The sequence below is a fragment of the Bradyrhizobium sp. AZCC 1577 genome (genome assembly GCF_036924575.1).
Classification (GTDB): domain Bacteria; phylum Pseudomonadota; class Alphaproteobacteria; order Rhizobiales; family Xanthobacteraceae; genus Bradyrhizobium.
On the sequence record NZ_JAZHRQ010000001.1, the window covers coordinates 3791953 to 3815209 of the forward strand.

The window sequence follows — 23257 nt, forward strand, 5'->3', positions numbered from 1 at the left end:
GCGTGCCGCGACGTCGTAGGGTGGGCAAAGGCGCAATTGCGCCGTGCCCACCGTTGCCACTCACAATACAAGAAAGATAATTAGTGGGCACGCGGAGCCTGTCATCGGGCGCGCATTCGTGCGACCCGGTGGCTTTGCCCACTCTAGACGGCTACGTGCCGGTCGCTAGGTCTTCGGTCCGCGCATTTGCGCCGTCAGGCTATCCATCGCATTCGCAACGTCGCGCCATTGCGACAGCCAGCTCCGCGGAAAGCGGAACGTCAGGTCGGCGCCGTCGACGCGACGCTCGCTCAGGCACATGCCCGGAGTCAGGCCGTCGCGGGTGCAGCGCGCGTTGAGGCTCGGTGCGCCGGCGGAGAGCAGGTCCTCGTTGGCGTAGGGCGAGCCGTCGCGGAACGCGCGCATCGTCAATCCGTCGTCGATCGGTGTTGCCTTCTGTTCGAGGTAGCGCGGATAGATCGTACGCACCCGCGTGTCCGGCGGCAGCGAGTCGTGGTGGGCCGATATCGACAGGAATATCCGGTCGATCGGCTGCACCTTCTCCTCGATCGTATCGGCGCTGACGTGCTTTGGCGCATCCGGCGGTTCAAGCGACGGGAAGACGAAACTGAGATCGACCCGTTCCTGCGGCCCGGAGTGGCGCTGGATCTTGCGGCGGATCGCTGCTGTCGGCACGTTGAAGAGCGTGGCACCGACGCTGACCGGCAACCGGCCCGGAGCGCTGGCGGGCCGCGCCGCCCAGGTTGGCCACAGCAAATAAGCGACGAGGGCAATGGCGCCCGCGGTGATGGTTACCGCGACCATGATGAGCATCATGTGCGAGCGCGGATCCCTGCGGGTGTCGCGGGCGAGGTGCTGGGCCGTCGAAAGCAGGGTCATGAACGAGGCATCGGTCGGGTTTCAAGGCTCGGGCACGATCCCGAGAGCTAAGGCGAATCATCCCGCGAATATGCCATGGGCAGCGTGATTTCCGCATGATTTCACGGGAGTTCCGGCCCTGCAGCCATGCGCAAACGAGGTCCCTGCGGTTCGTTGTTAACCCTTCCTTAAGGACACTGTGGCGGCGGCCGGCCAATTTTGCGAAAGCAGGGCACGGTTCGTCGAGTACGAGAAGTTGTCATGTCGCCCGATGCGTTGAATTCCCTGTTCTCCCTGTGCATCGGCTTTGCGCTCGCAGGCGCGCTCGCCAGCGGCTATCAGGCGATGGCAGCGCGGCCGGCGGGATTCGGGCTGCTTGGGGAAGGCGTGGCGCCGAAGACATTTGCGGCCGTGCCGTTTCTGGTTTTCGCCGCGCCCTTCATCATCATGCGCAACACGTTACGCGGCGCGAAGATCGAGCGCCGTCGCTTCGAATTCGTGATGATGGCGACCGTGCTTTCAGGCTTCTGGAGCATGATGTCCGGCACGTTCTTCCTGATGACGCTGCGAGCCGCGGGCGTGCTGGCCTGAGGCTGGCGGCCTGTTCGCTTGATCCGCTGCCTGGGGCTGTGCCAAGGTCTCCGCCAACGGAGATCTTTTGTTATGGCGATCTACGAACTCGACGGACAGGGGCCTGAACTCCCCACAAATGGAAACTATTTCATCGCAGACACTGCCGTCGTGATCGGCAAGGTGCGCCTTCTCAATTCGGCCAGCGTATGGTTCGGCGCGGTGCTGCGCGGCGACAATGAGTGGATCGAGATCGGCGAGGGCTCCAACGTGCAGGACAATTCCACCTGCCATACCGACCGCGGCTTTCCGCTCACGATCGGCAAGAACTGCACCGTCGGTCACAATGTCATCCTGCATGGCTGCACGCTCGAAGACGACGCGCTGGTCGGCATGGGCTCGATCGTCATGAACGGCGCGAAGATACGACGCGGCAGCATCGTCGGTGCGGGATCGGTCATCACAGAAGGCAAGGAATATCCCGAATATTCCCTGATCATCGGCTCGCCCGCGCGCGTGGTCCGCACCTTGTCGCCCGAGCAGGTGACGGCGATGGGGAGTGCTGCGAAATTCTACGCGCTCAACGGGCCGCGATTCAAAAACGGACTGAAGAAGATCGGCTGAAGGCAGCCTTCTTTGGTTTCGTCTCGGGCGCTCATCATGGGGAAAACACCCCGCGAGCTGTTTCCGGAGTGGGCTGCCGAATTGATCGAACGGCGCGATCGGCAGTTGCTGGAGCGCAAGCAGCAGCTCGAAGCGATCGTCGATACCGTCGATAACCCCGTCAAGGGCCGGCGCACCATTGCGGTGCGGCGGCTTCAGATCGGCGGGCCCGAACGCAAATCCCATTTGTTCGTGAGCATGGTCGAGGACCGGACCGGCCAGACCGATGTTGCGGCCCCGACCGAAGCTGCGGCGTAACGATCGCAGGCGGCTCAGCCGCCTTCATTTTCGTTCGCCTCGCGAGGGGGACCGGCGACCCTTTCATGGCCGGCGGCCCAGAGCGCATGCTCCTCGCTGCCATCCCGATATGGATTGGCTTCCGCCGGAATGTGCTGGCGCGCGGCGCGCTGGCCTTGCTCGAAAGGGTCGGGGTCGGAATTCATGATGCCGCCTTTCGGGTTTTCGATCTTTTTGGCGTCGCTTCGTTGGAAGCGGCTGCGCTTTTCCGCAGCGCGTCCTTGAGGTCGATGGGGATGCCGTGCTTCTTCAAGAGGTCCGCAAAGGCTTCGTCAGCCAGTTCCTGAAAGGTCGCCATCCGGTCACGTGCAAGCTGTTTGAGCTTGTCGAACGTGTCATCGTCGAAGGCGATCAATTTGCGCAAAGCGTGGCCACTCCGGCCGTCGAGCGGATGTGAATGAATGATCTGGCAGTGGAATCGTTCCGGCAGGAACAAGGCCGGGGCGCTGTCGTTGCTTCTGAAAAAGGAGATTTCCGATGAAGCTGGCGTCTGCAGCCGCCGCTGTCGCGGCGATCACAATCCTGGTATCCCCGGTCGCGTCGTTTGCTCAGAGCGTGAGCGGATCCACGGGCGGCGGGTCATCAGCCGGTAGCAGCGGCGGCGCCGCCGCGGGCTCGCCGAGCGCAGGTTCGGTCGGTGCGGGCACGCAAGGTGCCACCGGCGTTCCCGGGCCTGCCGCTCCCAATGCCGGTCAAGGTCCAGGTGGCACGGCGAACCCCTCCGGGCTCGCGTCGCCGCCTCCGCCGGGCACCAACAGTGCCGGCACCGCGCAGTCGTCAGGCGGCGGCGCAACGACCGGCATGGGCAGATCACGAACGACGACCGGCGACGCCGAGATCGATGAAGAGAACAAGCAAGTCGACCGCAAGCTCAAGGGCATCTGCCGCGGCTGCTGACATCGCTTTCCGGCTCGCTCACGGAAGAGCGCAAACAGCCCAAAATAGCTCAAGCCATCTCCGAGAAATCGATCTAGACTTGACGCCGGATCCTCGCGGGTCCGGCGGCGAATGCGCCGACTTCGTCGAGGCCAAGGCCACGGCGGGAAATGCTGCGCCGCGATGTTACCGAGATCGCTGTTTGGAGGAATGCCGTTCGCGTCACATCGGGGATGTTGAACATGCTCACAGCACCTGCGTTGACATTGATGTTTTTGATTGTCGTGACTGCTCTTGGTGCAGCTTTCGTCTGGATGTTCTGGGAGATCGAACAGATGAAGTCCAGGCCGCGTCGGATGCCGAGACCACATCGCAGGGGCGATTGGTTCGGGTAGGCGACCCGCTACCCGCGCACGGTCATGATCCGCGCAATAGCCGGAATCTGCCGGCGGCGTCATTATGCGCAATTTTCCGAAAAACGGCGTTTGTTCTTTGATACACCCTTAGGTGGTTCCCTGCCACGTTGCGGTTCCGCGCGCGGAACCCGCGCATGTTTGACAAAGAATTTGTGGAGACGAGCAGCTTTGAAATGTGGCCGGCCGTAAGCGGATGTTTGGTTCATGATCGTCTCATCCACGTCGTGTCTCTCGCCGGCGATCAAATCGTGCACTGGAGAGTTTCGAACTTCCGCCTGCTCGATCGCACTGTTGTGGGGCCTGGGTTGCGCGCAGCCGTCGATAGCGGAATCGCTGCCCGCCGGCGGAACGGTGGTGAGTGGGAACATTGCGATCGGCTCGACGTCGCCGACCAATCTGACGGTTACCCAATCGAGCCGCACCGGCATCGTCAACTGGTCAAGCTTTTCGGTCGGGCAGGGCAACCAGGTCCAATTCAACAACGGTAGCGGCGCGACACTCAACCGTGTGACCGGTAATGTGCCGTCGTCGATTAACGGCGTGGTGTCTGCGACCGGCTCGGTCTATCTCGTCAATCCGTCGGGAATCGTGGTCGGACCGACGGGCGTGGTCAAGACCGGCGGAAGTTTCGTCGCCTCGACGCTCGATGTCAGGGACGCGGACTTCCGCGCCGGCGGATCGCTGACCTTCAGCGGCAACAGCAACGCCTCGGTCGTTAATCTCGGCAAGATCGGCGCTTCGAACGGCGACGTCGTTTTGGTCGCGCGCCAGGTTCGCAACGACGGCTCGCTGACCGCGCGCAACGGCACCGCCGCGATGGCGGCCGGCAGCGAGGTGGTGCTGAGCGACGGATCGCTCGGCAATGGCAAGGTGCTGGTGCGGCGTCCGGCGCAGAATGGCGAGATCCGCAACAGCGGCGCGATCCGCGCCGCGGAAGTGGAATTGCGCGCCAATGGCGGCAACATCTATGCGCTCGCGGGCAACACCGGGCGAGCGATCTCGGCAACGGGTTTTGCCAGCAAGGGCGGACGAATCTTTCTTACGGCCGAGGGCGGATCGGTCAACCTGACGCAGAAGGTGGTAGCGCGGCGCATTCAGGCAGACGCTGCACCAGCGCGCGCAGGCGTCGCCGCACGTCGCTCGTTCACCGGCGGCGACGTTATCGTCAGCGCTGACAAGGTCGTGGTCGGCGGCGCCATCACTGCAAAAGGCCGCGGCGGTGCAGGTGGCACCGTCGTGGCGACTGGAAAGGACGTCACGCAGACGTCAGGTGCAAGGATCGACGCCAGCGGAACGTCGGGAGGCACCGCGTTGATCGGCGGCGATCGCGCCGGCGGATCGGACGCCGCGCTGAAGTTTCTGCCGCAGGCGATCGCCAACGCGCAGACCACGACGATCGAGGCAGGTGCGACGATTACCGCCGACGGCATATCGGGCGCCGGCGGCAATGTGGTGGTGTGGTCGGACGGCACGACGTCGTTTGCCGGCGCCATCAGCACCCAGGGCCTGCGCGGCGGCTTCATCGAGACCTCGGGGCATACGCTCAACTTCAATGGCGGCAGCATCAATGCCGGCCGAGGCGGCACCTGGCTGCTCGATCCCGTCGATCTGACAATCGATGCGACGCTTGCCGGTACCATCGCGACCACGCTCAACGCGGGCAGCAACGTTACCCAGGAGACGAACGCGTCCGGCAGCGGCGGCTATGGCGATATCACCGTGGCAAGCGGCATAGCTTGGGCGAGCGATGCGACGCTGACGCTCAGCGCCTATCGCAACATCGCGGTCAACGCCAATATCGCGAGCACCGGCGGCGGCGGTGTCGTGCTGCGCGCCGACAATGCCGGCACAGGCACCGGCACCGTGACGTTCGGCGGCGGGCAGATATCGACGGCGGGGACGGTCTCGATCTTCTACAATCCGACCGGCAGCAATTCGACCATCAATGCTACCAAATACTCTGCACCGACGCAGGCGAATTTCAGCGGCAACGTCACCGGCGGCGCCACGCTCAAGACGTACATGCTGGTCAACACCGTCTATGACCTGCAGAACATGAACAACAACAAGGCCGGCACCTATGCGCTCGGCCGCGACATCGATGCCGGCATCACGTCCGCCTGGAACAGCGGCGCCGGGTTCGAGCCGATCGGCGCCGGGACCAGCTTCACCGGAAACTTGGACGGCCAGGGCCACACGATCTCCGGCCTCTTCCTCAATCGAATAACCCAAAACGTCGGGCTGATCAGCTATCTCGGCACCGGCGCCACGGTAAGCAACCTCGGCATCATCGGTGCGACCGTCACCGGCAGGACGGCTGTCGGCGCGGTCGCCGGCACGAACTACGGGGCGATCTCGAATGTCTATTCGAGCGGATCGGTCACCGCCATCGAAGCCGGCGCCGGCGGTCTCGTCGGCTACAACTTTCAGACCGTGTCGAATGCCTATTCGAACAGCACCGTGAGCGGACCACTCTACGTTGGCGGTGCCATTGGGCTGAACAATATCGCCAGTCTCGGCGGCGGCCTCTTCACCGCAGGCTCGATATCACAGGTCTATGCGACGGGCGCCGTAAGCGGCCCGAGCTATGTCGGCGGGCTGGTCGGCTTCAACGGCGGCTCTGTCACGGCGTCCTACTGGGACAGCTACACGAGCGGCAGACGCTTGGCATCGGCAGCGGTTCGGGTAGCGTAGTGGCCGTGACCAGCGACCCCGCGCAATCCGCCGCGGCCAATTACGCCTTCAAGCAGAGCGCCTACGGCAGCTTCAGCTTTCCGGGTACGGGCACGACCGGCTGGTTCATGGTCGACGGCCGGACCCGGCCGTTCGGCCGCTGGGAATACCAAACCACCATTACCAACGCGCATCAGCTCCAGTTGATGGCGATGGATCTCGGCGCGAACTACACGCTGGCCCGCGACATCGACCTTGGTCCCGCGCTTGCGGCGGTCGGCGGAAAATATCCCGGCATGTGGTCGTCGAACGGCTTCTCGCCGATCGGCGATTTGTCCAGCCAGTTCACTGGGAGTTTCGACGGGCAGAACCATGTAATCTCGAACCTCGCGATCAACCTGCCAACAACCAACTATGTCGGACTTTTCGGATATACCGGAGCCGAAGCCGCGCTGAGCAATGTCAGCTTGCAAGCCGCATCCATCATTGGACAGGATCGCGTCGGCATCCTGGCCGGCATGTCGAGGGGGACCATCAGCAATGCCTGGGCGACCGGTGCCGTCACGGCGAGAGGCTACGGCGGCGGACTGGCAGGCGAATCCTCGGGTAGCGTTGCCGGTAGCTGGGCGGCCGTTACGGTCGCTGGAACAACCACCACCAGTTCGTCGATGGGCGGCCTCATCGGATGGAACAACGCGGGCGGCACCATCCAGGACAGCTACGCGACCGGCAACGTGACAGCGGGCACCGCAGGCACGCGCGCCGGCGGCCTCGCCGGTAACAACAACGGCAGCATCCTCAGGAGCTATGCCACTGGGGCAGTCAGCGGTGGCAGCCAAGGAGTCGGCGGCCTGGTCGGCTACAACAGCAGTGGCTCGCCGGCCGCAACCATCGTCGAGTCCTATGCAACCGGAGCCGTGACCGCCACAGCTTTCGCAGGCGGACTGGTCGGCATCAACACCGTGGGAGCTTCCGTCAGCAAGTCCTACGCGACTGGAACGGTCACAGCCACGGCGGCCGCCACCGCATCGACAGCCGGGGGACTGATCGGCAGCAACTCCGGAGCCGTCACTAGGTCCCATGCGACCGGGGCCGTCAGCGCCACGTCCGCGCTCGCGGCTACAACGGTAGCGGCCGGCGGGTTGATCGGCACCAACTCCAGCACAGGCACAGTCACACAGTCCTACGCAACCGGTGCCGCGGTTAGCGTGATCTCGGTTTCCGGCACGTCAACGGCGGGTGGATTGATCGGCAGGAACGTCGGCGCAGCCACCGTTCGACAGTCCTACGCAACCGGCGCGGCCACCGCCACCGCCGCTGCCGGGACCGCAATGGCGGGCGGACTAATCGGCCATCACGCCGGCTCGGGCACCATCATACAGACCTACGCGATCGGCGCTGCGACGAGCGCCGTCTCGGGTTCTGGCACCGCAGTGATGGGCGGCCTGATCGGATCGGTCACCGGCACCGGGGCCGTCACGTCGTCCTACTGGGACACCGACACATCCGGTACGATGAATGGCGTCGGCAGCGGCGCCAGCGCCGGCATTGCGGGTCTTACCACCAGCCAGATGCAGAATCCGACGAACTATGCATCGACCTACGTGGGCTGGGATTTCGCCACCGTCTGGTCGGCGCCGAGCGCCGGCTATTATCCGCAGCTCTACGGCGTCAACTATGTGCTGCGTGTCGATCCGGCCAATGCGTCGCGGGTCTATGGTGAAGCCAATCCGGCGTTCACCTATTCGATCTACGGCTTCCATGCCGGCGATACGGCCGCGATCGTCAACGGCCTCTCGGTATCGACGGCGGCGACGGCGACTTCGAGTGTCGGCACCTACGCGATCAGCGCAAGTGGCGGCAGCGCCGTGAGCGTCTCCGGCCAGGTCTATCGCTTTATCGATGCACCCGGCACGTTGACGGTCGCGCCGCGCGCGATCACGGTCACGGCCGACGCCAAGAGCCGCGTCTATGGCGACGCCAATCCCGTTCTCACTTATCAGGTCGGCGGCTTCGGCCTCGTCAATGGCGATACGCTATCGGGCGCACTGGCAACGTCGGCGACGACTTCCAGCGCTGCTGGCGTCTACGGCATCACGCAGGGAACGCTGGCGGCCTCATCGAACTACGCCTTCGCCTTTGTCGGCGCGAACCTCACGGTTGCGCCGGCGGCCGCTACGCCAGCGCCCGCTCGCGTGCCGACCGCAGAGCTCGGCTCCTATGTGAAGTCACGCGTATCTTTGCCGGCGCCGCAGCCGCCCGAGCAGATGCGTGAGCCCGTAAGCGCCGAGCCATCATCTCCCGCCATCATCTGCAAATCCAGGCGATGCCTCGAGCTTCCTCATCCCGACAACCGGCGGATTGGCGCACGCGCCAGATTCGTCGGCGCGATGGCAGATCGCGATCGCCTGCCTGCCTTCGTCGACAATTGATGTTGATCGCGTGGGGCCGCGCGACGCTGCACATCTTCGACGGCGTCGATACACGCGGAAGTTGATGATGGCGCGGTCGATTCAACCGTACACGCTGCAGTTCTGCCACACGTGGAACTCAACCTTAAACCGTCCTTAATCCATAAACCATATTGGTTGACTTATTCATTGTTCGCCGTGTGCGACAGAACGTCGGAACGTGCAGCCTCATGCGAACTTACATGTCGATATCCCGAAGCTCTGACAGGCTCCGGTCGTCATGAAGCTGGCACTCCCCAAACATTTCGGGCCGCACACGACACAAGTGCGAACGTCCGCGCGTCATGAGCACAGAGTCGGCAGGCGTTGCGCGCTGCTGATGGTCTGCGTTCTTGCAATTGCATCTGGCGGCGTCGCGCAGGCGCAGGTGGTGGAGCGCAATCTGCCGCCGGAGCCGCCGCGTCGCGCACCGGCGATCAAGCTCGATACCAACGATCTGCTCAGGAGCGATGATGCAACGCCGCTCGGCGTGGACGTTCGTGCCATCGTCCTGATTGGCCCAAATGCCAGCGTGAAGCCGCGGACCAGCGCGAAGGGTGTCGATGTCGATCAGGTCAGCGGCATCGACGCTGCCGCGGTCCGCGAGCCACTCACGCCGTTTCTCGATCGACCGCTCAGCCGCAAGCTGATCGCCGAAGTGCAAGCGGCAGTGGCTACGGTCTATCGCGAGGCCGGGCGGCCGTTCGTATCGATCACGCTGCCGCCGCAGGAAGTCTCGTCCGGCGTACTTCAGTTGCGCGTGATCGCCTTCAGGGTCGCGAGCATCAAGGTGACAGGAGCCGCACCCGAGAGCTATCCGCCAAGCCGCATCCGGCTCGTGCCCGGACAGGAAATTGATGCGCGCAAACTCGAGACCGATCTCGACTGGGCCAACCGCAATCCGTTTCGGCAGGTCGAAGCGGTGTTCGGTCCCGGCAAGGACCTCGGCATGACCGACGTCAACATCCAGGTGACGGATCGCAAGCCCTGGCAGGCTTACTCCGGCTATGCCAACAGCGGCACGCTGCTGACCGACCGGAATCGCTACTATGTCGGCGCCAGCGGGGCACCGTCCGCCGATATCTTCGCCTCCTATCAGCTCACCGGCAGCAGCAATTTCTGGGTCAATGATGGGCTGTTCAACCGGCCCGACGATGCCAAGTATGTCAGCCAGGCGGGGCGGCTGTTCACGCCGCTCGGATTGCGCACGAGTCTCGAAGTCGTCGGCGACCATGTGCTGACCAATGAGCGGCCCAACAACCTGTTCCGGATCAAGACTCAAACCAGCCAGGCCTCGGCGATCGTTCGCACCGCGCTGTCCGATCTGCTGCCGCCGACGACCGGCGATCTACTCGGCGGCGTCGAACTCAAACATCAGCTACGCACCACCATCTTCGATGGGACACCGGTCGCCGAGGGCAGCGCCGACGTCGCGCAATTGGTGGTGGGATGGAATGGGCGCTGGTCGGACAATCTCGGCACCAACAATCTCGATGTCCGTTTCAAGTTCAATCCCGGCGGCATTCTGTCCGGTAATAATTCGGGCGCCTGGAGCGCCTTCACCAATGGACGCGTCACCGATGTGCAAACCAACCTCGTGACCCTCGAGTATGGCCGCGTGACGCCGCTGCCGAAGGGCCTGTCGCTGAAATCGGAAGTCTCCGTGCTCGCTTCGTCCAGGCCGCTACCGGATACCGAACGCATCGCACTCGGCGGGATGAGCGCCGTGCGCGGTTATGTGACCGAAGACGGCGTTGTCGACCAGGCCCTGATCCTGCGCAATTCGCTCTACGCCTCGATGCCCAGCATGCCCTCCTGGATGCCGGGCACGCTGGCGCCGTTCCTGCTGGCCGATGTCGGCTGGGGGCGCGATCTGTTTTTCCGGCGCGACATCACACTGTCGTCAATCGGGGCCGGATTCGACTTGGCGGCCGGATCGAACTTCAACTCCAAGCTGCTGGCGGTGAGGGCGCTGACCGACGGGCTGCACAGCCGGGCCGGATCCTGGCGCGTCTCATTGCAGGCGTCGGTCAGCTATTGAGGGCTTGCAACCGCGGCCGCTCAAGGGGGCACAAAAAACAAGGCCGTCGACGCAGTATACCGTCAACGACCTTGCCAGCCCCGGATATGAAATCGGCTCACGCCATCCGGTGAGCTACAGGATGCCCGGGATTCACCCGGAGATATGTGAACCAGTTCACAAAGGTGGAAAAAAGTTCCGGCAAGGGCGTGCTGGCATCAGCCCCCTGAGCGGGGCATCATCGCCAACCGTCGTCCAGTCCTATCAGCCGCGCCCTTTGGCGCGGCTGCGGTTCGCCGTCCTGTTCGAGCGGGGCTTGGCCTTGGCTGATCGCTTGCGCGGCGCCGGAGCGGCGGTGGGTTCGGAGGCCTGCGCGCTGGCAAAGGATTGCCGCAAGCCGTCGATCGCATCCGTCAGCGTTCCGACCTGCTCGGAAAGCTTTCTGGTATCGGCCTGCTGCGCGGCCAGCAGGCGGCGCACGGTGAGCAGTTGGTCCTGCACCACCTGCAACTGGTCGATCGATTCCTGCTGGGTCGCTTCCAAGCCCTTGGTCTTCTCGACCAGTTGCTCGGACGCTTGCGCGGCGCGCGCCTGTAATTGGCGGGTCGCGGCCGCGCGATCGGTCTCGGGGGCGCTGCCCGTATAGGCGCGCCACAGGGCGATAAAGCCTACTCCAAGCACGACAATGACGAGAGCCGCAGCGGCGATCGCAATCGGCTGACCGCCGAAACGCGCGACGGGGCTGGCACTCCGGGGGGCGAGTTCGAGCATGCGACTCCAAATCCGGACGTGATTTCAAAGTCCCCAAATAGCACAGCCGCGCTGCCGTACAAACCCGGGATTTGCCGGGCCGGTGAGGAATTCCGGCCAAGTCCTTGAGAATCAGGCTCTTCTGGCGTCGACCAGCGGGAGCTGGATGTTCAGTGCTATCGGATGTGCGACTTGATGAATTGCCCGGCGCAGGCCAGCGCGCGGCGCCCGTCTTCGAGTTTGGCATTCCAGACCGGCCAAGCGTGGATCATGTGTGGCCAGATCTGCAGCGTCGCATCGACATCGGCCGCCCCCGCGGCCTCGGCAAGCCGCGTGGCGTCCGCCAGCAACGTCTCAGCCGATCCAACCTGAATCAGGACCGGGGGAAAGCCGGTGAGATCGACGAATAGCGGCGAGATCAGTGGATCGCGGCGGTCGATGGGTGGTGGCGCATAGGCGTCCGCAAGTTCAGCCAGATAGGCCTTGTGAATCAGCGGATCGATGGCGTCCTTGGTGGCCAGCGTTTCGCCGGACATGGTGAGATCAGTCCACGGCGAAAGCAGCCAGGCGCAGGCGGGCAGCGGTTCTCCTGCCGCGCGCAGCCGGTTGATCAGCCCGAGCGTCAGGTTGCCGCCGGCGCTGTCGCCGCCGACCGCGATGCTCGTCACCGCAATGCCTTGCCGGCGCAGGAAACGCCACGCCGTCAGCGCGTCTTCATTGGCGGCGGGGTAGGGATGTTCAGGGGCAAGCCGGTAGTCGATCGCAAGCGTCCGCATGCCCGCGGCGCGCCCGGCTTCCGTCACCAGGCGGCGGTGACTGACAATCGAGCCGGAGCAGTATCCGCCGCCATGGAAGTACAGCAATACACGTGACTTCTCGCTGCCGGGCACGATCGACCACTCGCCGGCAACGCCGTCGCAATCGACCGCCTCGCATTCCACGTCGAATGCCACCGGCCAGGTCGATCCAACTTCGTCGAGCCGCTGCCGCCGCTCCGACCACCCGACCGGCCGCGGCTTCGAACCCAGCAATGCGCGGATGGCGTCGATCTCGCTGTGAGCCAAGGTGCGTTCTCCCCGGGGCGCCGGCCATCATCGCACGCCGGCCCGGCAACGCAAAAGGCGATAGCCGAACTTGCCGCGCGTGAAACCCCCGAAATGGCGGCGGCATCCCTATTTCATGCATAACACACGCAAGCGATGTGATACATTCCAAAACAACCTTCATCCAGCCGTTGTATCCGTATGCGATACAGATGCACTGGAGGCGAATGACAGTAGCCAATCCATGTAGCTGGATCGCAAGTCAGGCGAATTCCTTCAGCGCCAATTTGCTTCAATGGGGGCGGGAATGTCGGAGATCCATCTCAAAGTGTTTTCGAATGCCGACGACGTGCACCTTGTCTGGACGCACGCGGATGACATTCCGGGATGCCCGGGGGTTCGCCATCGAATGCCGGCGGGGCGACGCGGAGCCCAAATATCTGTCGAACCGCGTCGGCTTCGAAGACGATGTGGAAGTCGACGGCGACGGCAGTCAGTTTACCTCACGCTCTTCTCAGATATGGCCGTTTCAGCGCTATGATTGGACCGATCACGCAGCCGATCTGGGGGATGTGATCGCATATCGCGTGGTTGCCAGGGTGGTGGGCGCCGATGGCAAGCTGCATGACGGGCCGTCGAGTGAATGGTCGAGAACGCTGACCCTCAGCGCGGACTGCGGCGACGGCGTGAGCGTGCACTTCAACCGTGGTTACGTGCTGTCGCAATTCATGGCGCGCTACATGAAGCGCAAGGGCATCACCCTTGCGGAGCTGAAAGAGACGGCCGTCATTGTCAGCCAGGAGGTTGACCGCGAAGCCCGAGCCTTCCTCGGCGGAACGCTGCGCGAGACCATGCTGCAGATGATGGCCGAAGTGGCGGATGATGACGGGCTTGAACTCCATGCCGCATTATACGAGCTGAGCGACGAGGAACTGGTGGATGGTCTCGTTGCGATAGGCGAGCGCGCGCATGTCGTGCTGGCCAACGGCAGCGTTGAGGTGGAGGGAGAGGACGAGAATGAAGAGGCCCGAACCCGGCTGAACGACGCTGGCGCCGTGGTTCACGATCGTTTCCTCGCACCGAAAGCCCTGGCGCACAACAAGTTCGTGGTTCTGGGCCGCCGGACAGCGGGCGGGTTCAAGCCGGAAAAGGTCTGGACCGGCAGCACCAATTGGACGCCGACCGGTCTCTGTACTCAGCTCAACAACGGAATCATGCTGATTCACGAAGAGCTGGCGGAGCGATTCGAGGCTCAGTTCCAGCTACTGGCAGAAGCGGGCGATGTCGTGTCCAACGAACTGCTCGCCTCAAACAACCAGCCGAAACGAGGAATCCCGCTCGGCGACGCCACAGTCGATAGCTGGTTCACCAAATTGAGCGGAGAGATCGATATCGAGGAACTCGTCGATCTCGTGACGAACGCAAAGCAAGGTGTGCTCTTCGTGATGTTCCAGCCGGGCAATGAGCCCGTACGTACGCTGCTTCGGATGCAGGAGGAAAAGAATTTGTACGTCCGCGGTGTGGCGACGCAATTCACCGGCGCGGGCGCGGAGGAGTTCAAGCTGCTGAAACAGAACCCCGAGGATTTCTTCCTCGATTCCGCGCAGGCAACAGGAGTCAGAAAGACGGTTGGTGAATGGGCGGTGGAGGGCACGGCGGCAGAGTTCCGGGCAAATATCGGCCACGCCATTACACATTCAAAGATGATTGTGATCGACCCGTTCGGCGACGATCCCATCGTCGTCACGGGCTCGCACAATTTCTCGAAGGCTGCGAGCGGCAAGAACGATGAGAATTTTCTGGTCATTCGCGGCCATCGCGAGATCGCGATGCACTATTCGATCAACGCGATGCAGACCTACAGTCACTATCGCTGGCGGGCCTATCTCGAAGAGGCCGCGAGAGAGCACAGGGACCCGTTTCAATTTCTCTCGCGCAACCCAAATTGGCAACGGCGTCGAAAGACCGGCGAAACCAAACGCATGCTCGCGTTCTGGATGCCGGAGGGCTAGGCCGGTGCAACGTGCGCGGGCAAGTGAGACGTCAGTCGTTCCTGTGCGCCGACCAGCCAATCGGTTTGAGCCGGGCGGAGGACGTGGCTGTGTGCCAAGGTGCGTTCTCCCCGCTGCCAGAGCCATCATCGCACATCGGTCGCGCGGTGCAAAAGGCCGCTGAGGGCGGGACGGCCCGGCAGCTAGGCCGCCTAAAAATTTTTGTCGGCGGCATTGAAACCAAAAGGCGGTTTTCTAATTTTTTTGCTGCCGCCGCTGGGCGGCGGTCCGGGCGCCTGATGGGTCCGGCCTTGAGACGGGCACCGGTCGTGTCCGGTGCCGCTCGTATCCAACTTGCTCCATGGAGGATTTGGCTATGCGCACATACGATTTCTCACCCCTTTGGCGCTCGACCATCGGCTTCGACCGCCTCTTCGATCTCGTCGAAACCGCGCAACGCGCCGGCGAGGATAATTATCCTCCCTACAACATCGAGCGGCTGGGCGAAGACCGCTATCAGATTTCGCTGGCCGTCGCCGGCTTCGCAGTCGACGAGATCTCCGTGACCGCCGAGCAGAACACGGTGACGATCGAAGGCCGCAAGGCCGAGAAGGACCAGCGCGAATATCTCTATCAGGGCATCTCCGCGCGTCCCTTCAAGCGCCAGTTCAGCCTTGCCGATCATGTGCAGGTGAAGAGCGCATCGTTTGAGGACGGTTTGCTTCGGATTGAGCTGTTCCGGGAGGTCCCGGAAGCGATGAAGCCACGTCGCATCGCCATCAACGGCGCGGCGCCGAGCAACATCCAGCAGATCGAGGCGAAGGCGGCCTAAGGCCGTCGCGCCCGGCGAAGGGAAAGGCTTCCGCCGAGCATTGCGGGCGAGAAGCGCCTTCTACCTTTAGGGAGGATGAACCGATGATCGGTCAGACGGACAATGTCTTTGACCTGAATGCCGTTCTGCATCCGGCGACCGTGTTCGACCATCCGCGCGATGTGGTCGCCGACGCGACACTTTCGCTGAGCGAAAAGCGCGCGATCCTCGCCTCGTGGGCGTCGGATGTGGCGGCCCTGACTTCGAATCCCGCGCTGCGCGAGCTGGCGGGCACGAGGCGCCTCGTGACCATCGATGAGGTACTCGAAGCGCTTTCGATGCTCGACCGCAAACCGCCGGGATCGCCCGGCGGCAAGCCGATGCGGCAAAAATCGACCTCGCGCGTGGCGCTGGCGGCGTAGTCGTCAGATCAAACACGACAATGCGCGGCGGCCTAAAGGCCGTCGCCGTTCATTTGCGCCCCGTCGAAATCGCCGTCAGGCCGATTTGCGGTGGACCACCTCCGCCAGCACGCGATCAGCCACAGCCTTCAGGCCGCCAAGAGTGGTATTTCCTTTCCTGGCAGCTTGAATGAGTTTCATGGCAATCTTTTTTCGGGTTTCGTGGTCGCCACCGTGTTTCAATCCCCTGCAGGCTTCTTCCAGAACCACATCCAGATTTGCCGCGGTACGGTCGTCCACATGGATCATCTTGGGCCTCCAAGCCGACGAAAATAGAGGACCAATTTGAGCGACAAGCCGTCGGTCCTGTCTGTCTGCCAGTGGTCATATAAGGGATTTAAATGCTCGCAACTTGCAGCCGCAGGCCTAAGGTCATCCCTTATCAAAATACCCATGCGGCGCCGCTGCCGCGCTTGAGCCTCGGTTGAAACCAGTCAGCCTGCAGCAAATGCAAACCCTGCATGAGCGGGCGACCCGATCTGCACCGTGTACTTTCCGACGGGCGCCGTCATTTCGCTGGTCGTCGCGCTGCCCACCGGAGAGATCGTCGAGGCCGCCATGGTGGGATGGCATCATCAAATACACCCGCGGCAAAATCCATATCCTCGATCTGGAAGCGCTGCGGGAGGCGGCCTGCGAATGCTACGACACCGTCAACTCGCATGATCGCGCGCTGCTCGGCGACCAGTACTAGAATCAGGTGCAAAGCTGCGAGTGAAAGGCCGCAAAAAAGTTGCGGCCACCCTTTGGGGGAAGGGTGGCCGCGCGCGAACCGGTCTGGGACGGGGAGGGGTGGGGATGTGACCGGGTCGCGGGTTGGTAAATTCCTTCTCTCGTTATCGATCGCGTGACGAGGCAGTGGCGACCGCCGGGCGGCTGTCACCGAGCGAGACCCATACGTTCGCGTCGCTCTGCGACTGACGCTTGACGAAGCGGTAGCCGGTCTCGGTCCAGGCCAGGACGTTTTCGTTCTGGTTGTCGAGAACGAACTCACCCTTGTCGGTCTTCACCGTCAGCACTGCGTGGCCTTCGCCCTTCTTGTCGCGCACCACCGTGATCAGCAGCGCCTCGCGCGGCCATCCGGCGTCGATCAACATCTTGCGCTTCAGAAGCACATAGTCCTCGCAGTCACCGTAACCGTCCGTCGGCAACGACCATTTCTCGATCACGCCCCAATGATCCATGTCGGTGATCGGCTTGACGGTCTCGTTGACCCACTTGTTGACCCGCAGCAGATCCCGCCACGCCGTCTGCGACATCACGATGTCGCGCGGCTGTGAAGCGCCGCCGCGGCACTCGCCCACGTTTTCAGCGCAGAATTCGACCCAGCCGATCGGCGAACGCGCGGTATCGCCCAGGCTGGCATAGAGCGCGTCGCCGGCTTTCGCCGAGACGCTCATCGAAGCGTTCATCCCTATCAGGACGGCGATCACCGCCAGTCCCTTCCCCTGTCCCCTGAACAACATCGTGGCCCCCGTTTCTTGTTGGGACCACGTTTCGCACGAAGGATTTGCGCCGGCGCTAAGTCGGGCAAGTACATTTAACGCGAATACTAGTAAAGCTAGCGGCGAATTCGATCTATACTTGAATAGATTTCGAATAAAATTTGAAACAACTGCAATTGATTCAAATTGTACGGATTAACGTCTGTGGCGCTGCAGTAGCAGGGGAATGCGCGGGCAAAAGCGCCCCCCGTTAACCGACTTTGGCGGGGGCCGGACAGCGAAAAGCCGGCATCCGGCAACCCGGATACCGCCTTTGGACGCTGAAAAATCAGGGATTTTTGGCGGCTGACGCTTTACCGCGCGGTAACCGCGTCTTCGAGCGCCTCGGCGACTTGCTCGTGGACGAACTCGAGCGCAAAGCCTTCTTCGAGGTTTCGCACCACGCGGGACTGCACCTTGCCGAGCATGACCAGCGACTTCAGCGGCGGGCGGTTCTCCGCGGCGATCGCCGCGCCCGACAGTGACAGGTCGATGATGCGGCAAGTCATCTTGCTGCCGTCCTCGAGGGTCAGTAGCGCGATCGGGTTGCGCGGCACGATGCGGTCGTGGCGGCGGTCTTCGGGCAGATTGAGGATATCGCGGTTGGCGAGCCAGGTGAGCTGGGCGGCGAGCTTGTCGCGCTTGCGCGCGGTGGCGCCGACCGTCATGGCAAAGCCGTTGTCGATGATGCGGGTGATTTTGCCCTCGACCCGGCCGATATGGTCGAGATAGGCGATCACGCGGTCGCCGACATTGCCGATGCCCGGCGCGAGCAGCGCCAGTCCCCCCGGTGACATGTTAATAATCTGGCAAGGAAATTCGCGGCGATCCGGCAGCATGTAGCGGCCGAGCAAGTGAACCTTGACGCGCTGAAAGCGCCGCCGCTCCTCCGCGGACGGCACAGTGGTAGTTTTCTTTTGCGCAAACGACATCTTCGCCACCAGACAGCCGGTCCTTCGGCGTCAGGAAGACCCTAAGGCCGACAGGGTTAACGATGTGTTAGCGCCGGTTGCATGAAGCGCTCAAGATTTAGGGGCGGACAATTTGGCGCGCTGCGGCGCGCTTGGCGCGCGCGGAAAGTGATGTTTGGATTATGGCACGCGTCGCGCCCGGCCGGGCCGGCCCAAAACGTCAGCAGCGGAGGAATAGATGCCCGGAGTGAAGCGAGAGCGCGACGGCAACGTCCACGTGCTGATACTGGACGAGCCCGACACCCTGAACGCGATGACGCCCGCTCTCCTGGGGGACCTCGCCGTTGCCATTGGTGAAGCCAACGATGATTCGCAGGTGAGGGCGTTGGTGCTGACGGGCGCCGGGCGCGGCTTCTGCTCGGGCCAGAACCTCAAGGCGGCGGAAATCCTGGGCGACGACATCGCGGCCGGCGTGATGAAATATTACTGGCCGGCGTTCAAGGCGCTACGCGAATGCCGCGTGCCGGTCGTGGTCGCGGTCAACGGCGTGGCGGCGGGCGGCGGATTCAGCCTTGCGATGGCGGGCGACATGATTGTTGCCGCACGTTCAGCTCGCTTCATTCAGGTGTTCAGCCGCATCGCGCTGGTCCCCGATCTCGGTTCGACCTGGCTGTTGCCGCGCCTCGTCGGCCGGCAACGTGCGCTCGAATTGATGATGACCAACGAGCCGCTGTCTGCCGACCTGGCAAAGGAATGGGGATTGGTCCGCGAAGTGTTCGACGATGCGGCGCTTCGTGACGGGGCGCTTGAGCTGGCGCGCCGGCTCGCTGATGGCCCGACGCGGGCGCTGGTCGCGACGCGCCGCCTGATCGACGAGAGCGAACACGCCAGCTATGCCGACCAGTTCCGCCGCGAGATCGAAACGCAGGCGGAAATTCGCCTGAGTGCGGACGCGGTGGAAGGGCGCAAGGCCTTCCTCGAGAAACGTGCGGCGGTGTTTACCGGACGCTGAGGCCGAAACTCAACCGACCTGGCCGACGAACTGCTGCAGTTCCGGGGTTCGCGGGGCGGCGAAGACCTCTTTCGGCACGCCTTCCTCATGCACCTTGCCGTGATGCATGAAGACGAGCTTGGTGCCGACGTCGCGGGCGAAGCGCATCTCATGCGTCACCAGAATGAGCGTCATACCCTCGCGCGCCAATTGCTCGACTACGCGCAGCACCTCGTTGACCAGTTCGGGGTCGAGGGCGGACGTGATCTCATCGCACAGCAACACCTTCGGCCGCATCGCCAGCGATCGCGCGATCGCGACGCGCTGCTGCTGGCCGCCGGAAAGCTCGCTCGGATAGGCGTCCATCTTTTCCGACAATCCCACCTTCGCCAACACCTCGGCGGCGGTGGCGCGCGCTTCGGCCTTCGATACCTTATTGACGACGGTGGGCGCCAGCATCACGTTCTCGGCGGCCGTCAGGTGCGGAAACAGATTGAACTGCTGGAACACCATGCCGACATGGCGGCGCAGTTCGCGCAGGTTGGTGTTGGCGCCGGCGACCTCGATGCCGTCAGCGACGATGCTGCCGGATTGATAGGTCTCCAGGCCGTTGATGCAGCGGAGCAGGGTGCTCTTGCCGGAGCCGGAGCGCCCGATGATCGCCACCACGTCGCCCTTGGCGATGTCGAGCGAGACGCCTTTCAGCACCTCATTCGGGCCAAAACTCTTCCTGACGTCACGGATGCTAACGAGCGACATTGAGGCGGCCTTCGATTTTCTTCGCCCACCAGGACAGCGGGAAACACAGACAGAAATAGATCAGCGCGACCAGCGAGTAGACCAGGAACGGGCGGAAGGTCGCGTTGTTGAGCATGGTGCCGGCCTTGGTCAGTTCGACGAAACCGATGATCGAAGCGAGCGCGGTGCCCTTGATCACCTGTACCGAAAACCCGACCGTCGGCGCCACCGCGATGCGCGAGGCCTGTGGCAGGATGACGTAGCGCATCTGTTCGATGTAGCTAAGGGCGAGGCTGGAGGAAGCCTCCCATTGGCCCTTCGGGATCGCTTCGACGCAGCCGCGCCAGATCTCGGTCAGGAACGCGCTGGTCCAGAACGTCAGCGCCAGCGTCGCGGCCATCCACGGCGAAACCTCGACGCCAAACAGCGCGATGCCGAAGAAGAACAGGAACAACTGCATCAATAGCGGCGTGCCCTGGAAAAACTCGATGTAGATCTTGGTGAACCATTCCAGCGGCGCGATCCGCGAGGTGCGCATGAACAGCAGCACCAGTCCGACGATGCCGCCGCAGAAAAAGGCGATCAGCGACAGCACGATGGTCCATTGCGTGGCGATCAAGAGGTTGGAGAGGATGTCCCAGAAGCTGAACTGCAGCATGGTTCATCTCGCCTTGAAGATGACGCGGCCGAGCGCCCGCAAGAGCGAGCGCGTCAGCATCGCCAGCAGGAGGTAGGCCAGCGCGACGAACAGGTAGACTTCAAAGTTGCGGAAGTTTCGCGAGGCGATGTAGTTCGCGGCATAGGTGAGGTCTTCCGCCGAGATCTGCGACACCACCGCCGAGCCAAGCATCACGATGATGATCTGCGACGACAGCGCCGGATAGATTTTTCGGAACGCCTGGTTCAGCACGATGTGGCGCAGCACCTCCCATTTGCTCATCGCAAGGCTCAGGCCGGCCTCGATATGGCCTTTCGGAACCGCCTCGATGCCGGCGCGGATGATCTCGGTCGAGTAGGCGCCGAGATTGATCACCATGGCGAGGAAGGCGGCGGTGGTCTCGCTGAGTTTCAGCCCGAGCGCCGGCAGGCCGAAGAAGATGAAGAACAACTGCACGATGAACGGCGTGTTGCGGATCAATTCCACGTACACAGCGACGATACGGCCCAGCCAGCCGGGACCGAAGGTGCGCGCCGCGGCGCCCGCAGTGCCGACCGCGATGCCGACGACCGTCGACACGATCGTCAGTACGATCGTGAAGGCCAGCCCGTACAGAAGCACGTTCCAGTAAGGCAGCAGCTCGGCGAATTGCAGCTTGTAAGACACTGCGGGCGTCCCAGCGTTACACCTAGAAGCCGGGGGGCAGCGGTGCCTTCAGCCACTTCTCCGACAGTTTTCCGATCTCGCCCGATGCTTTCGCCTTGGTGATGATCTCGTTGACCCTGGCGAGCAGCGCCGGCTCGTTCTTGTTGAGCCCGACGTAGCAGGGGCTGTCCTTGATCACGAATTTCAGCGTCGGTGCGCGGGCAGGGACCTTCTCGGCGATCGCAGCCGCGACCGTGTTGCCGGTGGCAATCAGGTCGACCTGGCCGGACACGAAGGCCGCGATGGTCGCGTTGTTGTCCTCGAAACGCTTGACGGTCGCATCCGGCGCCGAGGCGGTCAGCGCCTGCTCCTCGATCGCGCCGCGGGTGGCGCCGATGGTCTTGCCCTTGAGGTCGGCTGCGCTCGTCACCGCGATCGCCTTGGTGCCGAACACGCCGGAGAAGAACGGAGCATAGGCGATCGAGAAGTCGATGACCTTTTCGCGCTCCTCGTTCTTGCCGAGCGCTGGAAATCACCAGGTCGGCCTTGTTGGTCTGCAAATATGGAATGCGGTTGGCGCTGGTCACCGGAATGATTTCGGTCTTCACCCCGAGTTCCTTGCCGATCAGATTGGCCATGTCGATGTCGTAGCCCTGCGGCTTGAGATCGAGCCCGGCGGAGCCGAACGGCGCAAAATCCTGCGGCACAGCGATCTTGATCACCTTGGACTTCATGATCGAATCGAGAGCGTCGGCATGGGCCTGCGTCGCCACCGCGGCAGTGGCAATTGCTGCGGCAAGCATCAATCTCTTGAACAGCATACTTAGGATCTCCGAGGTTACGGCGAAGACGCGCCTCCGAGATTTTCTCTCGGTGCGTCTCATTCAGCGGATGTGGCCCGGCTCCACGTCGCGGTTCGACCCTGCCTGACGCCTCGCATTTAGGCAATGCTTGGCCGTGCTTTTTTGGAGGCTCTTTGTGGGTCGATTTCGAGCATGATCACGCGACCATGCGTTGGGCTGCGGCGTTCGACATACCCAACGGTTCGTGACTACCGCAGGCCCTCATACACCATGAAGCCGCGCGCGATCGCGAGCTTGCGCAAGGCGCGCGGGACGAATTTTTGCGGCCGATGCAGATAGCGCCACGACGTCACCTTGAAATCCCTGATCGTGCCGAGATCGCTTTCGAACGGCGCCAGCAATCCGGTCAGGCTGATCGGCGCATGCGCGCGGTTGTTGAATGGCAGTAGCAGCAACTCCAGATGCGCCGTCGTACCATCTTGCGAAGTCGCGGTGATGCCGGCAATGGCCGCCAGCATTTCTTCGGCGACGTAGCTGATGATGTCCTCGATCTCGCGGCGGCTGTCCGGAGTGAACAGCGCCGAGAAACTCGTGTCCTTCATGTCGCGGCCGAGCAGGGCGCAGACCCGTGTTCCGGCGACACGAAACGGATAGCCGGCCTCGTTGTCATAGGACAGCACGAAGATGTCGCCGAGCAGCTCGCGCACCGCGCCGGGTTCGATCTCGCTACGGTCCGGTGCCCGCGCGTCGCCGCGTTTCGCGTCCCAATAGGCGAAGAACTCGCGGCTCGATGGGTGTTTCATGCTTACCTTCCCCGGCTTGCCTTGGCGGGACACATCTGTCCCGCTTTTGCGCAACACGCCTTCCCTTGTTCGTTGTGCAGGACAGGCTGTGCAGCGTCCATGCCGGGGACGCGATTCGGCCGCGTGGGGCGCGGCTTTGCGTTGTTAACGTTAAATTAACTATGAGGTTGGCGGTGGCGCTGCGGCGCGCGTAATGTGGAACGCATCAGGCGGCGCCGACTTATCTGTTCGGCGCGGTTGGTACACAGGTGGCATCAAACAGTTTGGTCATCGCGCGGGGAGGGGCGGGGGATGTGATCCCGGCTCCAGGCGCGAAAAGGCCAGCAAGACAAGGGAGAGCTTTCT

At 63.0% G+C, this 23257-nt stretch carries 24 protein-coding genes and 1 pseudogene; 12 read left to right on the plus strand and 13 right to left on the minus strand.

Annotated features, from left to right (window positions below; all coding sequences use genetic code 11):
• Positions 1-165: 165 nt before the first annotated feature.
• A complete protein-coding gene (locus V1278_RS17605; RefSeq protein ID WP_334381693.1) occupies positions 166-879 on the minus strand; it encodes a hypothetical protein in 714 nt (237 codons plus the stop codon).
• A gap of 240 nt (positions 880-1119) precedes the next feature.
• Here V1278_RS17605 and V1278_RS17610 point away from each other — a divergent pair, with 240 nt between their 5' ends.
• From V1278_RS17610 to V1278_RS17620, 3 genes are all read left to right on the plus strand, one after another.
• Positions 1120-1449: a DUF6949 family protein gene (locus V1278_RS17610; protein ID WP_028349167.1), complete on the plus strand. Its 330-nt coding sequence runs from the start codon at positions 1120-1122 to the stop codon at positions 1447-1449.
• Between the two features lie 72 nt (positions 1450-1521).
• Positions 1522-2052 (plus strand): gamma carbonic anhydrase family protein, encoded by a 531-nt coding sequence (locus V1278_RS17615; protein ID WP_334381694.1) that lies wholly within the window; start codon positions 1522-1524, stop codon positions 2050-2052.
• 36 nt (positions 2053-2088) lie between these two features.
• Entirely contained in the window at positions 2089-2349 is a 261-nt protein-coding gene (locus V1278_RS17620) for a hypothetical protein (RefSeq protein ID WP_334381695.1), read from the plus strand.
• A gap of 14 nt (positions 2350-2363) precedes the next feature.
• On the opposite strand, the gene V1278_RS17625 is transcribed toward V1278_RS17620, so the two are convergent.
• The gene (locus tag V1278_RS17625) at positions 2364-2534 is read right to left on the minus strand and encodes a hypothetical protein (protein ID WP_334363481.1); all 171 of its coding nucleotides are present in this window, start codon (positions 2532-2534) and stop codon (positions 2364-2366) included.
• A complete protein-coding gene (locus V1278_RS17630; protein WP_334363480.1) occupies positions 2531-2752 on the minus strand; it encodes a hypothetical protein in 222 nt (73 codons plus the stop codon). The genes V1278_RS17625 and V1278_RS17630 overlap by 4 nt, the downstream gene beginning before the upstream one ends.
• 113 nt (positions 2753-2865) lie before the next feature.
• Here V1278_RS17630 and V1278_RS17635 point away from each other — a divergent pair, with 113 nt between their 5' ends.
• From V1278_RS17635 to V1278_RS17650, 4 genes are all read left to right on the plus strand, one after another.
• Positions 2866-3285 carry a hypothetical protein gene (locus V1278_RS17635; RefSeq protein WP_334381696.1) on the plus strand — a complete coding sequence of 140 codons (420 nt, stop codon included), beginning with the start codon at positions 2866-2868 and terminating at the stop codon, positions 3283-3285.
• Between the two features lie 599 nt (positions 3286-3884).
• Positions 3885-6374 (plus strand): beta strand repeat-containing protein, encoded by a 2490-nt coding sequence (locus V1278_RS17640; protein WP_334381697.1) that lies wholly within the window; start codon positions 3885-3887, stop codon positions 6372-6374.
• Complete coding sequence (locus V1278_RS17645; protein WP_334381698.1) at positions 6374-8785, plus strand: MBG domain-containing protein; 2412 nt, start codon at positions 6374-6376, stop codon at positions 8783-8785. Before V1278_RS17640 ends, V1278_RS17645 begins: the two co-directional genes overlap by 1 nt.
• 358 nt (positions 8786-9143) lie before the next feature.
• Positions 9144-10844 carry a ShlB/FhaC/HecB family hemolysin secretion/activation protein gene (locus tag V1278_RS17650; protein WP_334381699.1) on the plus strand — a complete coding sequence of 567 codons (1701 nt, stop codon included), beginning with the start codon at positions 9144-9146 and terminating at the stop codon, positions 10842-10844.
• 243 nt (positions 10845-11087) lie between these two features.
• Here the strand turns inward: V1278_RS17650 and V1278_RS17655 are convergent, their stop codons facing one another.
• Positions 11088-11594 carry a hypothetical protein gene (locus V1278_RS17655; protein WP_334363476.1) on the minus strand — a complete coding sequence of 169 codons (507 nt, stop codon included), beginning with the start codon at positions 11592-11594 and terminating at the stop codon, positions 11088-11090.
• Positions 11595-11749: 155 nt separating this feature from the next.
• Positions 11750-12637, minus strand: coding sequence for an alpha/beta hydrolase (locus tag V1278_RS17660; RefSeq protein WP_334381701.1), 888 nt, complete (start codon positions 12635-12637; stop codon positions 11750-11752).
• Between the two features lie 353 nt (positions 12638-12990).
• On the opposite strand from V1278_RS17660, the gene V1278_RS17665 reads away from it, so the two are divergent.
• The 3 genes from V1278_RS17665 to V1278_RS17675 all read left to right on the plus strand — a co-directional run bounded on the left by V1278_RS17665 (position 12991) and on the right by V1278_RS17675 (position 15840).
• A complete protein-coding gene (locus V1278_RS17665) occupies positions 12991-14628 on the plus strand; it encodes a phospholipase D-like domain-containing protein (RefSeq protein ID WP_334381702.1) in 1638 nt (545 codons plus the stop codon).
• A 355-nt stretch (positions 14629-14983) separates the two neighbouring features.
• Complete coding sequence (locus V1278_RS17670; RefSeq protein WP_334381703.1) at positions 14984-15439, plus strand: Hsp20 family protein; 456 nt, start codon at positions 14984-14986, stop codon at positions 15437-15439.
• Between the two features lie 83 nt (positions 15440-15522).
• The gene (locus V1278_RS17675; RefSeq protein WP_334381704.1) at positions 15523-15840 is read left to right on the plus strand and encodes a hypothetical protein; all 318 of its coding nucleotides are present in this window, start codon (positions 15523-15525) and stop codon (positions 15838-15840) included.
• Between the two features lie 75 nt (positions 15841-15915).
• Here the strand turns inward: V1278_RS17675 and V1278_RS17680 are convergent, their stop codons facing one another.
• Entirely contained in the window at positions 15916-16128 is a 213-nt protein-coding gene (locus V1278_RS17680) for a hypothetical protein (protein WP_334363470.1), read from the minus strand.
• 175 nt (positions 16129-16303) lie between these two features.
• Between V1278_RS17680 and V1278_RS17685 the strand changes: the two genes are divergently transcribed.
• Positions 16304-16573, plus strand: a complete 270-nt coding sequence (locus tag V1278_RS17685) for a hypothetical protein (protein WP_334363469.1) — start codon at positions 16304-16306, stop codon at positions 16571-16573.
• A gap of 142 nt (positions 16574-16715) precedes the next feature.
• Here V1278_RS17685 and V1278_RS17690 read toward each other — a convergent pair whose 3' ends face one another.
• Positions 16716-17345 carry a transglutaminase-like cysteine peptidase gene (locus tag V1278_RS17690; protein ID WP_334363468.1) on the minus strand — a complete coding sequence of 210 codons (630 nt, stop codon included), beginning with the start codon at positions 17343-17345 and terminating at the stop codon, positions 16716-16718.
• Between the two features lie 332 nt (positions 17346-17677).
• On the minus strand, positions 17678-18295 hold the full coding sequence (locus V1278_RS17695; RefSeq protein ID WP_247513120.1) for a PilZ domain-containing protein: 618 nt from the start codon (positions 18293-18295) through the stop codon (positions 17678-17680).
• Positions 18296-18512: 217 nt separating this feature from the next.
• Between V1278_RS17695 and V1278_RS17700 the strand changes: the two genes are divergently transcribed.
• Positions 18513-19286, plus strand: coding sequence for an enoyl-CoA hydratase-related protein (locus V1278_RS17700; protein WP_334381705.1), 774 nt, complete (start codon positions 18513-18515; stop codon positions 19284-19286).
• A gap of 9 nt (positions 19287-19295) precedes the next feature.
• Here V1278_RS17700 and V1278_RS17705 read toward each other — a convergent pair whose 3' ends face one another.
• The 5 genes and pseudogenes from V1278_RS17705 to V1278_RS17725 all read right to left on the minus strand — a co-directional run bounded on the left by V1278_RS17705 (position 19296) and on the right by V1278_RS17725 (position 22912).
• Entirely contained in the window at positions 19296-20024 is a 729-nt protein-coding gene (locus V1278_RS17705; RefSeq protein WP_065748040.1) for an amino acid ABC transporter ATP-binding protein, read from the minus strand.
• A complete protein-coding gene (locus V1278_RS17710) occupies positions 20011-20661 on the minus strand; it encodes an amino acid ABC transporter permease (RefSeq protein WP_028349152.1) in 651 nt (216 codons plus the stop codon). The genes V1278_RS17705 and V1278_RS17710 overlap by 14 nt, the downstream gene beginning before the upstream one ends.
• Before the next feature lie 3 nt (positions 20662-20664).
• A complete protein-coding gene (locus tag V1278_RS17715) occupies positions 20665-21327 on the minus strand; it encodes an amino acid ABC transporter permease (protein WP_334363465.1) in 663 nt (220 codons plus the stop codon).
• Between the two features lie 22 nt (positions 21328-21349).
• Positions 21350-22127: pseudogene (locus V1278_RS17720) on the minus strand (transporter substrate-binding domain-containing protein).
• Between the two features lie 230 nt (positions 22128-22357).
• On the minus strand, positions 22358-22912 hold the full coding sequence (locus tag V1278_RS17725; RefSeq protein ID WP_334363461.1) for a PAS domain-containing protein: 555 nt from the start codon (positions 22910-22912) through the stop codon (positions 22358-22360).
• Between the last annotated feature and the right edge of the window lie 345 nt (positions 22913-23257).

Excerpts from the sequence above, each read along its gene's own strand:
- V1278_RS17700 (WP_334381705.1), top strand. The coding sequence starts at position 18,513 with ATGCCCGGAGTGAAGCGAGAGCGCGACGGCAACGTCCACGTGCTGATA.
- V1278_RS17625 (WP_334363481.1), bottom strand. The coding sequence starts at position 2,534 with ATGAATTCCGACCCCGACCCTTTCGAGCAAGGCCAGCGCGCCGCGCGC.
- V1278_RS17650 (WP_334381699.1), top strand. The coding sequence starts at position 9,144 with ATGGTCTGCGTTCTTGCAATTGCATCTGGCGGCGTCGCGCAGGCGCAG.
- V1278_RS17695 (WP_247513120.1), bottom strand. The coding sequence starts at position 18,295 with ATGTCGTTTGCGCAAAAGAAAACTACCACTGTGCCGTCCGCGGAGGAG.
- V1278_RS17710 (WP_028349152.1), bottom strand. The coding sequence starts at position 20,661 with ATGCTGCAGTTCAGCTTCTGGGACATCCTCTCCAACCTCTTGATCGCC.
- V1278_RS17705 (WP_065748040.1), bottom strand. The coding sequence starts at position 20,024 with ATGTCGCTCGTTAGCATCCGTGACGTCAGGAAGAGTTTTGGCCCGAAT.
- V1278_RS17675 (WP_334381704.1), top strand. The coding sequence starts at position 15,523 with ATGATCGGTCAGACGGACAATGTCTTTGACCTGAATGCCGTTCTGCAT.
- V1278_RS17690 (WP_334363468.1), bottom strand. The coding sequence starts at position 17,345 with ATGTTGTTCAGGGGACAGGGGAAGGGACTGGCGGTGATCGCCGTCCTG.
- V1278_RS17665 (WP_334381702.1), top strand. The coding sequence starts at position 12,991 with ATGACATTCCGGGATGCCCGGGGGTTCGCCATCGAATGCCGGCGGGGC.
- V1278_RS17605 (WP_334381693.1), bottom strand. The coding sequence starts at position 879 with ATGACCCTGCTTTCGACGGCCCAGCACCTCGCCCGCGACACCCGCAGG.
- V1278_RS17635 (WP_334381696.1), top strand. The coding sequence starts at position 2,866 with ATGAAGCTGGCGTCTGCAGCCGCCGCTGTCGCGGCGATCACAATCCTG.
- V1278_RS17640 (WP_334381697.1), top strand. The coding sequence starts at position 3,885 with ATGATCGTCTCATCCACGTCGTGTCTCTCGCCGGCGATCAAATCGTGC.
- V1278_RS17655 (WP_334363476.1), bottom strand. The coding sequence starts at position 11,594 with ATGCTCGAACTCGCCCCCCGGAGTGCCAGCCCCGTCGCGCGTTTCGGC.
- V1278_RS17610 (WP_028349167.1), top strand. The coding sequence starts at position 1,120 with ATGTCGCCCGATGCGTTGAATTCCCTGTTCTCCCTGTGCATCGGCTTT.
- V1278_RS17670 (WP_334381703.1), top strand. The coding sequence starts at position 14,984 with ATGCGCACATACGATTTCTCACCCCTTTGGCGCTCGACCATCGGCTTC.
- V1278_RS17615 (WP_334381694.1), top strand. The coding sequence starts at position 1,522 with ATGGCGATCTACGAACTCGACGGACAGGGGCCTGAACTCCCCACAAAT.
- V1278_RS17620 (WP_334381695.1), top strand. The coding sequence starts at position 2,089 with ATGGGGAAAACACCCCGCGAGCTGTTTCCGGAGTGGGCTGCCGAATTG.
- V1278_RS17680 (WP_334363470.1), bottom strand. The coding sequence starts at position 16,128 with ATGATCCATGTGGACGACCGTACCGCGGCAAATCTGGATGTGGTTCTG.
- V1278_RS17725 (WP_334363461.1), bottom strand. The coding sequence starts at position 22,912 with ATGAAACACCCATCGAGCCGCGAGTTCTTCGCCTATTGGGACGCGAAA.